Origin of the sequence: Mitsuaria sp. 7 (assembly GCF_001653795.1) — a bacterium.
Classification (GTDB): domain Bacteria; phylum Pseudomonadota; class Gammaproteobacteria; order Burkholderiales; family Burkholderiaceae_C; genus Roseateles.
In genome coordinates, this window is record NZ_CP011514.1 from 41,986 (window position 1) to 55,683 (window position 13,698).

The following is a 13,698-nucleotide window of genomic DNA, read 5'->3' on the forward strand; positions in this document are numbered from 1 at the left end:
CGCCGGATTATCCCGGCGCGCCCCGACCCGGGGCGTGAAAGGGGTGCGGCAAATTGCCGCTTGTCCGAAGGGGCGTCCCCGGGGACGCATCGCATGTCGCACTTCGCCCGTCGGAGCGCGCCGGGGCAGATACATTGCAGCGCATGTCACGTTTCGTCACTCGTACAGCGTCACGCGCAGGCCGGACAATCCGGCCGGCGCAACGGGCGTTGGCGGTGCTGGTGTGCGTGGCGGGCCTGTGGTCCGCACTGGCCTTCGGCTGGGACAAGGACAAGCTCACCGAGTCCGCGGCCAGGCTCTCGCCCAAGACGCAGGCCTCGGTCAAGGCCATGATCCAGATGGCCGATCGCGCGGCGGCGATGCCCGAGGAGCGCGACCGGCTGACGGCGGTCAACAGCTTCTTCAACCAGCGGGTAGCGTTCAAGGACGACATCGAGGTCTGGGGTCAGGTCGACTACTGGGCCACGCCGCTGGAGCTGCTGGACAAGGGCGCGGGCGATTGCGAGGACTACGCGATCGCCAAGTACATGAGCCTGCTGAGCGCGGGCGTGCCGCAGGCCAAGTTGCGGATGGTGTACGTGCGGGCGCAGTTCCAGGGCCGGCCTCAGGCGCACATGGTCCTGGCCTACTATGCGCAGCCGGAGGCGGACCCCTTGATTCTGGACAATATCAATCCGGAGATCCGGCCCGCATCGCTGCGGCCCGACCTGACCCCGGTGTTCAGCTTCAACGGCGAAGGCTTGTGGAGCGGCGTCGGCGCGACGACGGCGGGCAATCCGCTGGTCCGGCTGTCGCTGTGGCGCGACCTGCTGGCGAAGGCGAAGGCGGAGGGCTTCTGATGGGCGACGGAGAATTCAAGACATGTCCCTGATAAGACAAATCTGGTGGCTGGTCCTGGGCGCGGTGCTGGCCTCGGCGTTGGGCGGCGTGGCGGTGAGCACCTGGTCGCTGCGCGAGCTGCTGCAGACGCAGGCTCAGCTGAAGAACGCCGACAACGCGAATTCGCTCGCGCTGGCGCTGTCGCAGCAGAAGGGCGATGCGGAGCTGATGTCGCTGCTGATCTCGGCGCAGTTCGACGCGGGCGCGTACGAGAGCGTGCGCTGGCGCGACGGCAGCGGCGCACAGGTCTTCGAGCGCCATCTGGAGACGCCGCAGGTGTCGCATGCGCCGCGATGGTTCGTCTCGCTGCTGCCGCTGGACGTGGCGCCGGGCGTGGCCAAGGTGTCGGACGGCTGGAAGGCCGCCGGCGAGATCGAGCTGCGCGGCCAGACCGGCTATGTGCACGAGGCGCTGTGGCGCGCCACGCTCAGCACGGCGCTGTGGCTGCTCGCGGTGGGCCTGGCGACGGGCGTGGCGGCGGCGGCGGTGCTGTCCCGGCTGCGCCGGCCGCTGGACACGGCGGTGCGGCAGGCTGAGGGTGTCTCGCAAGGTCGATTCGAGACCGTGCTGGAGCCGCGCGTGCCCGAGATGCGCAAGCTGACGAGCGCGATGAACACGATGGTGCTGCGCACGCGGCAGATGTTCGAGGCCCAGGCCGAACAGCTGCGCACCTTGCATCACCAACTGCTGTGCGATGAATTGACGGGGCTGTCGCACCGGCGGCAGTTCGTCGCGGAGCTGAACTCGGCGCTGGAGCGCGATGACGGCCCGCTGCGCGCAGGCCTGGTGCTGGTGCGCCTGAGGGATCTGCCGGGCCTGAACCAGCGACTCGGACACGGCGCGACGGACCAGGCGCTGATGGCGATCGCGCAGGCGCTGCGGGTGTATCCGGAGCAGGTGCGGGGCTGCCTCGCGGGACGGCTCAACGGCTCGGACTTCGCGCTGTGGCTGCCCGCGCCTAACGTGGTGGGCGATACCGCGCAGGCGCTGGCCGACGCGTTGCGGGCCGGACTGCAGAACCTGGGTTCAGGCGTCGGTGTCGCGCTGGGCGCGGTCGAGCTGATGCGGGACCAGCCGATGAGCGCGTGGTTCGCTGCGGCGGACGCGGCGCTGGCCAAGGCCGAGCAGGGCGAGGGCGTCGTGCTCGAACTGCGCGAGGCCCCGCCGTCGGAGGAGGTCGCGCAGGGCGAGCGCGCCTGGCGCGCGCTGATCTCGGACGCGCTGGCGCATCAACGCAGCCGGCTGCTGGAGTTCCCGCTGATCGGACGCGAGCGTCAGGTCTTGCATCTGGAATGCCCGCTGCAGCTGAAGCTCAACCCGGTCGGCGAATTCGAGCCGGCCGCGCGCTGGTTGCCGCTCGCATTGCGCCATCGCCTGAGCGCCGAGGCGGACCTGCAGGCGCTCGCGCTGGCGCTGCAGGCCACGCAGCGCGACGGCCGCATGCGCTGCGTCAACGTCGCCCCAGCGTCGCTGAACGACGGCAGCTTCATCGCCCGCGCACGCGAACTGGTGCAGGCCACGCCCGCCGCGGTGCGGCGCCAGATCGGCCTGGAACTGGCCGAGCCGGCAGCGGTGCAGCACTTCGAAGCGCTGCAGGAACTCGGTCGTCAACTGCGTCCGCTGGGTGTCCAGCTCGGCCTCGAACACGCGGGAGCCGGACTGGCTCAAATCGATCGACTTTTCCAGGCCGGACTGGACTACGTGAAGCTCGACAGCTCGGTGGTCAGCGGCGTGTCGGCGGACGTGGGACGCGCGGCCTTCGTGCGCAGCCTGGTGGTCATGCTGCGCAGTCTCTCTCTGAAGGTCTATGCGGAAGGCGTCACCGATGCGCTCGACGCACAGGCGCTGTGGGATAGCGAACTCGACGGCATCACCGGACCGTGGGCGTCGGCGCAGGACATCAAGCCCTGACTCATCGAAGTCGGTGAATCGCTTGACCTCCGTCAAGCACTCTTGCAAAGCGTTTTGGACCTCGCAGAATCCGCGCCTTTCCACTTGGTGTTTGATGGAGAGAGGTACCCGATGAAGCGCGCGCCAAACCCCCTGACCGCGAACCTGGAAACATCCGCGCCGATGTCGTCGGCGCAGGTTCGATGCCCAGCCTTCCCCGACTTCCGCTTGCCGGTTGCCGATGTGTCGGCGCTCACGCCCTACGAGCAAGAACTGCGCGAAGCCATCGGCGAGGCTTACGACGACATCCGCGAAGGTCGCGTCCTGACCGAATCACAGATGGATGAGGTCTTCGACGAGTTGATTGAAGATGCCCGTCACCGCACCCTGCAGTGATCAGTCGATATCCGCCGTATGCAACGGATACCCGTTGCCGCTGCGGCGGTCCTCGAAGAAGCGCTGCAGCGCTTCGCGGATCGTGTGGAAGGCGATCTCGTCCCACGGGATCTCGTGCTCGAGGAACAACTGGGCTTCGAGGGTTTCCGGACCTGGATCGAAGTCGGGGCTCAGCAGCTTCGCGCGGTAGAAGGTGTGGACCTGCCCGACGCGGACCACGTTCATCACGCAGTACAGGTTCTGCAGTTCGATCTGCGCGCCGGCTTCTTCGACCGTCTCGCGCGCCGCGCCTTCGGCCAGCGTCTCGCCCAGTTCCATGAAGCCCGCCGGCAGCGTCCACTTGCCCAGCCGCGGCTCGATCGCGCGCCTGCACAGCAGCACCTGATCACCCCACACCGGCAGCGTGCCGACGACGTTCAAAGGGTTCTCGTAATGGATCGCGCCGCACACGGTGCAGGTCGCGCGTTCCCGGTTGTCATCGGCCGGGATGCGGTATTCGATCTGGCCGCCGCAGGTGGGGCAATGCTGGTAGCGCCGCGCTTGGAACATGGCCCGCAGTGTACCGGCCTCCATTGCCGACCCCGTGGCATCATCGCCGGCCATGGAGCTCTACAACTACTTCCGTTCGTCCGCCTCGTACCGCGTCCGCATCGCGATGGCGCTCAAGGGCCTGGACTTCGACTACAAGTCCGTCCACCTCGCGAAGAACGAGCAGTTCAACGAGTCCTACGCCGCCGTGTCCGCGTCGCGCCTGGTCCCCTTGCTGAAGGACGGCGACGCGCTTGTCACGCAGTCGATGGCGATCATCGAGTACCTCGATGAAACGCATCCCGAGCCGCCGCTGCTGCCCGGCGACGCGCTGTGCCGCGCCTACATCCGCGCGCTGTCGCAGGACATCGCCTGCGAGATCCATCCGCTGAACAACCTGCGCGTGCTGCGCTACCTGGTGAAGGACCTCGCGGTCGGCGAAGACAACAAGAACCGCTGGATCCATCACTGGGTCGAGAGCGGGCTGGCGGTCGTCGAGCAACGTCTGAAGGCCGAAGGGCGGTCGGGCCGCTTCTGCTTCGGCGATGCGCCGACGATGGCCGATTGCGTGCTCGTGCCGCAGATCTTCAACGCGCAGCGTTTCAACAGCCGGCTCGATCACGTGCCGACGGTCATGAAGATCTTCGAGCAGTGCATGACGCTGGATGCCTTCAGCAAGACGCAGCCGAGCGCGTGCCCCGATGCTGAATGAGGACTGGCTGCGGCCGTCGTGGACCGCGTCGCACGTCGATGCGTTCATGACCACGCGCGCGGGCGGCGTCAGCGGCGGTCCGGAGGCGCCGGATGAGCAGCGCGGATTGGCGAGCCTCAATCTGGGGCGCTCGGTCGGCGACGATCCGGCGAATGTCATCGAGAACCGTCGGCGCGTCGCCCTCTCGATCGGCGGTCTGCCGGTTTTCCTGAAGCAGGTGCATGGGACGACCGTGCTGCGCCTGCGCCCCGAACACGCGCTGCCCGGCGCCGATCCCGAACCCGCCGATGCGTCCATCAGCACCGATCCCGCGCTCGCCTGCGCGGTGATGGTAGCGGACTGCCTGCCCGTGCTGTTCGCCGGGCCGGGCGTGGTCGGTGCCGCGCACGCGGGCTGGCGCGGGCTCGCGGGCGGCGTGCTCGAGAACACCGTCGCGGCGATGTGCGCGGCGGTGCGCTGCGAACCTCGCGACATCAGCGCCTGGATGGGCGCCTGCATCGGTCCGGATCAGTTCGAGGTCGGTGCCGATGTGCTCGCGGCCTTCGCCGCCGAGCCTCTTCATCAGGATCAGCCGATGTTCCGCTTCCAACGGAACGAACAGGGCGAGGCGCGCTGGCGTGCCGATCTCTACGGTCTGGCGCGACGAAGACTCGAAGCGCTCGGTATCGGGGCCGTCAGCGGCGGTGGCTGGTGCACGCTCAGCGAGCCGTCACGATTCTTTTCGTTCCGCCACGAGCGCGTCGACGGTCTGCGCAGCGGGCGCATGGCCGCCGTCATCCGACTGCGCTGAGGGGCTTGTCGACGTCGATGTCGGCATCAATGTTGGCATCGACGCAACAGCGCCTTCCCCCTTGTCATGCGGACTCTCGGACGCCTCCGCCTTCCTGCGTGCGGCGCGCCGCCGCGGCGCCCCCATCACGTACATCACGATCGATAGCGGTACCACCCCGTAGAACACGAAGGTGATGAGCGCGCCCAGCACCGTTCCCTGCGAGCTGAAGGCCTCGACGACCGCCATCATCAGCACCACATACATCCACGCGATGGCCACCAGATACATCAACGATTTCCTCGGGTCTTCGCGACAGCAGCGTCACGCGGGGGTAAGCTGATCGAGCTACAAAAGCGCCTGAGCATATGCGAAGCCTCCCCGTCGATCCGCATCTTCCGCGTGATCGGCTGTGGCAAGCTTCCAGCCCAGGTCGGCATGAGGAGACACATGAGCGCGAACAACGCCGCCGCCGGATTCCCCGGCATTCCGGTCCACGGTTTCGAACACTGGGCTCAGCAGGCCCAACAGGCGGCCAGCGGTCTGTCGCATGGGTTCGGCGATGCCTTCAAGCAATTGCAGGCAATGCAGATCCCGCCCGACGCGTGGACGCAGCTGCAGTCCGAGTACATCAGCCAGGCCAGTGCGCTGTGGAACGCAGCGCTCGGTGATTCCCAGGCGGCCCCGCACGGCGTGACGGCTTCCTCGGCGCCTGCCGCCACGACGCCGCCGCTGAAGGACCGCCGCTTCGCCGACGCGTCGTGGAACGAGAACCGACTCGCCCACTTCACCGCGCAGCTCTACCTGCTCAACGCGAAGACGCTGCAGCGGATGGCCGACCAGGTGCAGGCCGACGACAAGACCCGCGCGCGCGTCCGCTTCGCGGTGCAGCAGTTCGTCGACGCCGCCTCGCCGAGCAACTACCTCGCGCTCAATCCCGAAGCCCAGCAGCGCGCGCTGAACACGCAGGGCGAGAGCCTCACGCGCGGCCTGCAGCTGCTGATGGCCGACGTGCAGCGCGGCCACGTGTCGCAGACCGACGAGTCCGCCTTCGAGGTCGGCCGCAACGTCGCGACGACCGAAGGCCACGTCGTCTTCGAGAACGAGTTCTTCCAGCTGCTCGAGTACAAGCCGCTGACCGCCAAGGTGCATGCGCGGCCGCTGCTGATGGTGCCGCCCTGCATCAACAAGTACTACATCCTCGACCTGCAGCCGGAGAACTCGCTGATCCGCTACGCGGTGGCGCAGGGCCATCGCACCTTCGTGGTGAGCTGGCGCAATCCCGATGCGGACTGCGTGCGCTGGACCTGGGACGACTACATCGGGAAGGCCGCGATCAAGGCCATCGAGGTCACGCGCGAGATTGCCGGCACCGACACCATCAACACGCTGGGCTTCTGCGTCGGCGGCACCATCCTGGCGACGGCGCTGGCCGTGCTCGCTGCGCGCGGTGAACAGCCCGCCGAAAGCGTCACCCTGCTCACCACGCTGATCGACTTCAGCAGCAACGGCATCCTGGACCTGTTCATCGACGAGCAGGCCGTGCAGCTGCGCGAGATGACGCTGGGCGATCAGGCCGTCGGCGGTCCGGGCATGCTCAAGGGCCAGGAGCTGGCGACGACCTTCAGCTTCCTGCGTCCCAACGACCTCGTCTGGAACTACGTCGTCGGCAACTACCTGAAGGGCGACGCGCCGCCGGCCTTCGACCTGCTGTACTGGAACGGCGACGCGACCAACCTGCCGGGCCCGATGTACTGCTGGTACCTGCGCCACACCTACCTGCAGAACGAGCTGCGCATCCCCGGCCAGCTGACCGTCTGCGGCGAGAAGATCGACCTCGGCGCGATCCAGGCACCGGTCTACATCTACGGCTCGCGCGAGGACCACATCGTCCCGTGGGACGCCGCCTACCGCAGCACGCAGGTGTTCAAGGGCAAGAAGCGTTTCGTGCTCGGCGCGTCCGGGCACATCGCCGGCGTCATCAATCCGCCGGAGAAGAAGAAGCGCAGCCACTGGCTGGGGAAGGGCGCGGCGCTGCCCGCCGACAACCAGCAATGGCTGCAATCCGCTACTGAGCATCCCGGCAGCTGGTGGACCGACTGGTCGCAGTGGCTGGCCGGCCACGCGGGGCCGCAGAAGGCGGCGCCGCGCAAGCCGGGCGGTCACGGCCACGAGGCCATCGAGCCGGCGCCAGGCCGCTATGTGAAGCAGCGCGCGTGAAACCCACTCCCGCGCAGTGAGAACCCAACCGGTTCAAAGTTGATCCCGAGTCCCTGATTCCGCAGAGTCCAATCCGCAGAGTTGATTCCGCACCGTTGATTCCGCAGTGCTGATTCCGCAGAGTCCATTCAGCCTTCACCCGCTGACGTCCGACGTTCAGCAGTTTCGAAAGAGGAGCGAGTCATGAGTTCACCGCAAGACATCGTCATCGTCGCCGCGGCGCGCACGCCGATCGGCAAGTTCGGAGGGACGCTGTCCAAGACCCCGGCCAGCGAGCTGGGCGCGATCGTCATCCAGGAACTGCTGCGCCGCAGCGGCCTGCAGCCCGACCAGATCAACGAGGTCATCCTCGGCCAGGTGCTGACCGCGGGCGTCGGCCAGAACCCGGCGCGTCAGGCCGTCATCAAGGCCGGCCTGCCGGTGACCGTGCCGGCGCTGACGATCAACAAGGTCTGCGGCTCCGGCCTGAAGGCCGTGATGCTGGCCGCGCAGGCGATCCGCGACGGCGACTCGGACATCATCATCGCCGGCGGCCAGGAGAGCATGAGCCTCGCCCCGCACGTGCTGCCCGGCTCGCGCGAGGGCCAGCGCATGGGCGACTGGAAGCTGGTCGACACCATGATCACCGACGGCCTGTGGGACGTGTACAACCAGTACCACATGGGCATCACCGCCGAGAACGTGGCCAAGGAGTACCACGTCAGCCGCGCGCAGCAGGATGAACTGGCGCTCGCCAGCCAGCAGAAGGCCGCCGCGGCGCAGGACGCGGGCCGCTTCACCGCCGAGATCGTGCCGGTCACGATCCCGCAGAAGAAGGGTGATCCGGTCGTGTTCTCGGCCGACGAGTTCATCAACCGCAAGTCCAACGCCGAAGCGCTGGCGGGTTTGAAGCCCGCCTTCGACAAGGCCGGATCGGTGACCGCGGGCAACGCTTCGGGCCTGAACGACGGCGCCGCGGGCCTGATGCTGATGACCGACGCCAAGGCCAAGGCCCTGGGCCTCACGCCGCTGGCGCGTCTCGCGTCGTACGCGAGCGCCGGCGTCGATCCCAAGACCATGGGCATGGGCCCGGTGCCGGCCTCGCGCAAGGCGCTGCAGCGCGCCGGCTGGTCGCCCAAGGACCTGGACCTGCTCGAGATCAACGAGGCCTTCGCCGCGCAGGCCTGCGCCGTGCATCAGGAGATGGGCTGGGACGTCAGCAAGGTCAACGTCAACGGCGGTGCGATCGCACTGGGCCATCCGATCGGCGCGTCCGGCGCCCGCATCCTGGTCACGCTGCTGCACGAGATGATCAAGCGCGATGCGAAGAAGGGCATCGCCAGCCTGTGCATCGGCGGCGGCATGGGCGTCGCGCTCTGCGTCGAACGCTGAAGCCGGTCCCCGCTTCCCCAGGTTCCTTCCTTCGTCTTTCCCGCGTCTTTCCCGTTTCGACATTCCAGACATCCCGGCCGCGGACGCGGCGCTCCGGGGTGCCATACAGGAGGCAAGCATGAGTCAGAAAGTTGCATACGTCACCGGCGGGATGGGCGGCATCGGTACCGCCATCTGCCAGCGCCTCCACAAGGAAGGCTTCAAGGTCATCGCCGGCTGCGGACCAAGCCGCGACCACGCCAAATGGCTGGGCGAACAGGCCGCGCTGGGCTACACGTTCTACGCCTCGGTCGGCAACGTCGCCGACTGGGACTCGACCGTGGCCGCCTTCGATCGCACGATCGCGGAGCACGGCCCGATCGAGGTGCTGGTCAACAACGCGGGCGTCACCAAGGACCGCATGTTCCTCAAGATGACCCGCGACGAGTGGGACACCGTCATCGACACCAACCTCAACAGCATGTTCAACGTCACCAAGCAGGTGGTGCCGGGCATGATCGACAAGGGCTGGGGCCGCATCATCAACATCTCGTCGGTCAACGGCGAGAAGGGCCAGGTCGGGCAGACCAACTACTCGGCGGCCAAGGCCGGCATGCACGGCTTCACGATGGCGCTGGCGCAGGAACTCGCGGCCAAGGGCGTCACGGTGAACACCGTCAGCCCGGGCTACATCGGCACCGACATGGTCAAGGCGGTGCGTCCGGACGTGCTGGAGAAGATCGTGGCCGGCATCCCGGTGAAGCGCCTGGGCGAGCCCGAGGAAATCGCGTCCATCGTCGGCTGGCTGGCGGGCGAGACCTCCGGTTTCACTACTGGGGCTGACTTCAGCTGCAATGGTGGGTTGCACATGGGTTGAGCGCCCACCGGCGATCATCCAATGAAGAAGGGCTGCCTCGGCAGCCCTTCGTCGTTGTGGAGCGCGGGAAGCGCTCGCTGGCGCCCTGAGCCTCAGTCCTTCTTCATCAGCACCAGCAGCTGCGACAGGTTCTGCGCCGCCGCCTGGAGCTTGGGCAGCGCCTGCTCCAGCAGCAGCTGCGGCGGCGTGCGCGAGGCATGCGTGCTGACGTTCATCGCCGCCACGACACGACCGTCACGGCCGGTGATGGGCACGGCGACGCTGAGCACGCCGTCTTCCAGCTCCTGGTCCACCAGGCACCAGTGCTGGCGACGCGCCTGCTCGATCGCGGCGCGCAGCTCCTCGTGCGAGCGCACGGTGTTGCTGGCGCGTCGCGCCAGCTGCACCTGCGCCACGCGGGTCTCGCGTTCCTCGACCGTCAGCGAGGCCAGCAGCACGCGGCCGGTGGCCGTGGCCCAGGCCGGCAGCCGGCTGCCGACGCCCATCGGATCGGACAGGATCTTGCGCAGCGGCGCGCGCAGCACGAAGACCGCGTCCTCGCCGTCGAGCACCGCGATGGAGACGGACTCCCGCAGGTCGTTGGCCAGCTGGATGGCCACCGGTTCGGCGAAGCGCCACAGCGGTTGCGAGGACAGGTAGGCGAAGCCGAGGTCCAGGATCTTGGGCGTCAGCTCGAACAGCCGCCCCTCCGATCTCACGTAGCCCAGCGTCTGCAGCGTCAGCAGGATGCGTCGCGCGCCGGCGCGCGTCAGCCCGCAGCGCTTGGCGACTTCCGTCAGCGTCTGCCGGGCGTGGTGGGTATCGAAGGTCCGGATCACCGACAGGCCGCGTGCAAAGGATTGCACGTAGCTGTCACCAGGCTTCAGGGGAGCGTTGGTTGCGCTTTCGTCAGGAGACATGGGCGTCATGACCGCAGTAGAGGAAGGCCGCGAAACGTTAATATCGCGCCCGTTTCCAAGTGAAAAGACAGAAGGTGAAGACCATGGCCATGGATGTTGTCGACTACGAAATCAAGGGTGCCGAGATGCAGTTCGTCGAGGTCGAACTCGACCCCGGCGAAGCTGCGATCGGTGAAGCCGGCAGCATGATGTTCATGGATGCCGGTATCGGCATGGACACGGTGTTCGGCGACGGGTCCGCCAACCAGGGCGGTTTCTTCGGGAAGTTGCTGGGCGCCGGCAAGCGGCTGGTGACCGGGGAATCGCTGTTCACCACGGTCTACACGAACCAGAGTCATGGGAAGTTGCGGGTCGCTTTCGCGGCGCCGTATCCCGGCAAGATCCTGCCGATGGATCTCGGCAAGCTCGGGGGCACGCTCATCTGCCAGAAGGATGCGTTCCTGTGTGCGGCCCGCGGGGTGTCGCTGGGGATTGCTCTCCAGCAACGCCTGTCGACAGGCTTCTTCGGTGGCGAAGGGTTCATCATGCAGAAGCTCGATGGTGATGGACTGGCCTTCGTGCATGCGGGGGGTACCGTGGTTCGACGTACGCTCCAGCCGGGTCAGACGCTGCTGGTGGATACCGGCTGCGTCGTCGCCTACACGCCCAGCGTGAGTTTTGAGATCCAGTACGTAGGCAAGATCAAGACCGCCCTGTTCGGGGGCGAAGGTCTGTTCCTGGCGAAGCTGACCGGCCCCGGCGAAATCTGGCTGCAGAGCCTGCCGTTCTCGCGTCTGGCCTCTCGCGTCTTCGCCGCGGCCCCGCAGCGCGGGGGCTCTCGGGAAGAAGGGGGACTGCTGACCGGCCTGGCCGGCGGCGGATTGCTGGGCGGTCTGCTCGGCGGCGACGACGAATAAGGCGGCTTCAGGCCGTCGAAGAAGTTCGCCATGCGCAGACTTGCCGCAACCCTGGCGGCAAGTCTGGCGCAACTGAATGCAACGGGAGGGGTGGGGCCCCGTCTGGCGCCCAAGCCCGCATCAGCAGGGGCTGTGCAGCCCTGTTCCGCCCGGGACCTAGGGTGAACCCGCCTACACTTGAGGGCTGCGTGGCGCTGGGCGCGCCAGGCATCTCCTGTTGAGGATCTTCATGCTGTCTTCCCTCGTGCGGCCCGTGCGGGCCGCCCTGGCCGTCACCGCGCTGGTCGTGACCGGATTGGGCGCGCTGACCGTGGCCCCGGTCGCGCTCGCGGCCACCGGCAGTCCCATCTTCGTGCTGAACTCGCTGGACGCTGACATCAGCGTCATCGACCCCAAGGACTTCCGCGAGATCAAGCGCATCCCGACCGGCAAGGAGCCGCATCACCTGTACCTGACGCCCGACCGCAAGACGATGGTGGTGGCGAATGCGCTGGGTGATTCGCTGACCTTCCTCGATCCGGTGACGGCCGAGGTGCAACGCACCGTGCGCGGCATCCCCGACCCGTACCACCTGCGCTTCTCGCCCGACATGAAGTGGCTGGTGCTGGCCGGCAACCGCCTGGACCACGTCGACATCTACAAGTGGCAGCCGCAGAACGCGGCGCAGCCGATGGCCCTGTTCAAGCGCTTCTCCGCGCCCAAGACGCCCAGCCACCTGTCCATCGACAGCAGGAGCAGCGTCGTCTACGCGAGCCTGCAGGACAGCAGCGAGCTGCTGGCGATCGACCTGAACACCATGGCCGCGCGCTGGAAGATCCCCGTCGGGAAACTGCCCGCCGACCTCTACCTGACGCCCGACGACAAGTACCTGCTGGTCGCGCTGACCGGCGAGCGCAGCGTCGAGGTCTACGACGTCAGCCTCGCGCAGCCCAAGCTGGTCAAGCGCCTCGAGACCGGCGACGGCGCCCACTCGTTCCGCGCGCTCGGCGACAGGAAGCATGTGCTGGTGAGCAACCGCGCGGCCAACACGATCAGCAAGATCGCGCTGGCGGACTTCAGCGTCGTCGACACCTTCAAGGCCCCGGGCGGCCCGGACGACATGGAGATCCTGACCGACGGCCGCACGCTGATGTTCACGTCGCGCTGGGCCCGCAAGCTCACGGTGATGGACCTGCAGACCAAGCAGATCCTGCAGCAGGTCAAGGTAGGCAAGTCGCCGCACGGCGTCTGGACCCTCGACCAGATGCCGCGCCAGTGAGTGCGTCCGGACCCAGGCCGCTGCCCGTGAAGACTTCGTCCGTATTGCGCGCATCGCGCCCATCGCGCCCTCCGCGCCGCCGTCTGCTGCGCGGCGCCTTGCGTCATGGCGCGGCGCTGCTCGTCGGCCTGACCGCGGTCGTGCAGGCGCAGCCGCAAGGGGCATCGGCGCCGACCGCCGCGCCCTGCGACAAGCCCGTCTACCTGACCTTCGACACCGGCCACATGGGCGTCGCGCCGCTGATCGTCGACACGCTCAAGCGCTTCGACGCGAAGGCGACGTTCTTCCTCGCTCAGGAGCCGACGATGGACGGCGGCCAGACGCTGGACGACAAGTGGGCGCCGTGGTGGAAGCAGCTGGCCGAGCAGGGCCACGACTTCGGCTCCCACACCTGGTTCCACGACGCCTGGTCGGCCGATCTGCCCGACGGCAGGTTCCGCTTCAAGCGCGCCGCGGGCGAGCAGGTGCCGCAGAACGTCGTGCTGACCCCGGCCGAGTACTGCGAGGAGCTCAAGCGCCCCGCGCGCCGGTTCCTCGAGATGACGGGCCGGCCGATGTCGATGATCTTCCGCGCGCCGGCCGGGCGTACCTCGCCGGCGCTGCTCGCTGCGGCGCAGGCCTGCGGTTTCCGCCATGTCGGCTGGAACGCGTCGGGCTTCCTCGGCGACGAACTGCCGAGCGACAAGTTCCCCAACCAGGCGCTGCTCGAGCAGGCGCTGCGACGCGTCAAGCCGGGCGACATCCTGATGGCCCACCTGGGCATCTGGTCGCGCCAGGATCCGTGGGCGCCGACGGTGCTGGAGCCGCTGCTGCAAGGGTTGAAAAACCGGGGCATGTGTTTCGCGCCGTTGCGCGATCATCCGGAGTACGTCGCGTGGATGCGCAAGCCGCAGGAGGCGGTGGCGCTGAAGGCGGCGTCCACCTCGACACCCACACCGGCGGCGGCGTCCGGCGGCGGAGCCGGGGCACCGGGCCCGAAGGACGCGCTGAGGCGCTGATGCATCGTTTTCCAGGAGGACCGACA

At 67.7% G+C, this 13,698-nt stretch carries 14 protein-coding genes; 11 read left to right on the plus strand and 3 right to left on the minus strand.

Annotation, left to right across the window (positions count from 1 at the left end; all coding sequences use genetic code 11):
* The first annotated feature begins 143 nt into the window (after positions 1 to 143).
* From ABE85_RS00135 to ABE85_RS00145, 3 genes are all read left to right on the plus strand, one after another.
* Positions 144 to 839, plus strand: coding sequence for a transglutaminase-like cysteine peptidase (locus ABE85_RS00135; protein ID WP_082938168.1), 696 nt, complete (start codon positions 144 to 146; stop codon positions 837 to 839).
* Between the two features lie 22 nt (positions 840 to 861).
* A complete protein-coding gene (locus ABE85_RS00140) occupies positions 862 to 2,790 on the plus strand; it encodes an EAL domain-containing protein (protein ID WP_067269008.1) in 1,929 nt (642 codons plus the stop codon).
* 111 nt (positions 2,791 to 2,901) lie between these two features.
* Complete coding sequence (locus tag ABE85_RS00145) at positions 2,902 to 3,165, plus strand: hypothetical protein (protein WP_067269010.1); 264 nt, start codon at positions 2,902 to 2,904, stop codon at positions 3,163 to 3,165.
* Here the strand turns inward: ABE85_RS00145 and ABE85_RS00150 are convergent, their stop codons facing one another.
* Complete coding sequence (locus ABE85_RS00150; protein ID WP_067269012.1) at positions 3,166 to 3,714, minus strand: NUDIX hydrolase; 549 nt, start codon at positions 3,712 to 3,714, stop codon at positions 3,166 to 3,168. It abuts the gene before it with no gap.
* A 52-nt stretch (positions 3,715 to 3,766) separates the two neighbouring features.
* On the opposite strand from ABE85_RS00150, the gene maiA reads away from it, so the two are divergent.
* Positions 3,767 to 4,405, plus strand: coding sequence for a maleylacetoacetate isomerase (maiA, locus tag ABE85_RS00155; protein WP_067269014.1), 639 nt, complete (start codon positions 3,767 to 3,769; stop codon positions 4,403 to 4,405).
* 46 nt (positions 4,406 to 4,451) lie between these two features.
* The gene (gene pgeF, locus ABE85_RS00160) at positions 4,452 to 5,195 is read left to right on the plus strand and encodes a peptidoglycan editing factor PgeF (RefSeq protein ID WP_082938169.1); all 744 of its coding nucleotides are present in this window, start codon (positions 4,452 to 4,454) and stop codon (positions 5,193 to 5,195) included.
* Here pgeF and ABE85_RS00165 read toward each other — a convergent pair.
* Positions 5,115 to 5,465: a hypothetical protein gene (locus ABE85_RS00165; RefSeq protein WP_067269016.1), complete on the minus strand. Its 351-nt coding sequence runs from the start codon at positions 5,463 to 5,465 to the stop codon at positions 5,115 to 5,117. The genes pgeF and ABE85_RS00165 overlap by 81 nt on opposite strands.
* 159 nt (positions 5,466 to 5,624) lie before the next feature.
* Between ABE85_RS00165 and phaC the strand changes: the two genes are divergently transcribed.
* The 3 genes from phaC to phbB all read left to right on the plus strand — a co-directional run bounded on the left by phaC (position 5,625) and on the right by phbB (position 9,621).
* Positions 5,625 to 7,394: a class I poly(R)-hydroxyalkanoic acid synthase gene (phaC, locus tag ABE85_RS00170; RefSeq protein ID WP_067269018.1), complete on the plus strand. Its 1,770-nt coding sequence runs from the start codon at positions 5,625 to 5,627 to the stop codon at positions 7,392 to 7,394.
* A 183-nt stretch (positions 7,395 to 7,577) separates the two neighbouring features.
* Positions 7,578 to 8,765, plus strand: coding sequence for an acetyl-CoA C-acetyltransferase (locus tag ABE85_RS00175; RefSeq protein WP_067269020.1), 1,188 nt, complete (start codon positions 7,578 to 7,580; stop codon positions 8,763 to 8,765).
* Between the two features lie 118 nt (positions 8,766 to 8,883).
* Entirely contained in the window at positions 8,884 to 9,621 is a 738-nt protein-coding gene (gene phbB / locus ABE85_RS00180; protein ID WP_067269022.1) for an acetoacetyl-CoA reductase, read from the plus strand.
* 92 nt (positions 9,622 to 9,713) lie between these two features.
* Here the strand turns inward: phbB and ABE85_RS00185 are convergent, their stop codons facing one another.
* The gene (locus ABE85_RS00185; protein ID WP_067281502.1) at positions 9,714 to 10,520 is read right to left on the minus strand and encodes an IclR family transcriptional regulator C-terminal domain-containing protein; all 807 of its coding nucleotides are present in this window, start codon (positions 10,518 to 10,520) and stop codon (positions 9,714 to 9,716) included.
* Positions 10,521 to 10,603: 83 nt separating this feature from the next.
* Between ABE85_RS00185 and ABE85_RS00190 the strand changes: the two genes are divergently transcribed.
* The 3 genes from ABE85_RS00190 (at position 10,604) to ABE85_RS00200 (ending at position 13,672) form a co-directional block, all read left to right on the plus strand.
* Positions 10,604 to 11,416, plus strand: coding sequence for a TIGR00266 family protein (locus ABE85_RS00190; RefSeq protein WP_067281505.1), 813 nt, complete (start codon positions 10,604 to 10,606; stop codon positions 11,414 to 11,416).
* A gap of 229 nt (positions 11,417 to 11,645) precedes the next feature.
* Positions 11,646 to 12,674 carry a YncE family protein gene (locus ABE85_RS00195; protein ID WP_231993188.1) on the plus strand — a complete coding sequence of 343 codons (1,029 nt, stop codon included), beginning with the start codon at positions 11,646 to 11,648 and terminating at the stop codon, positions 12,672 to 12,674.
* Between the two features lie 116 nt (positions 12,675 to 12,790).
* Positions 12,791 to 13,672: a polysaccharide deacetylase family protein gene (locus ABE85_RS00200; RefSeq protein ID WP_231993342.1), complete on the plus strand. Its 882-nt coding sequence runs from the start codon at positions 12,791 to 12,793 to the stop codon at positions 13,670 to 13,672.
* Positions 13,673 to 13,698 lie beyond the last annotated feature (26 nt).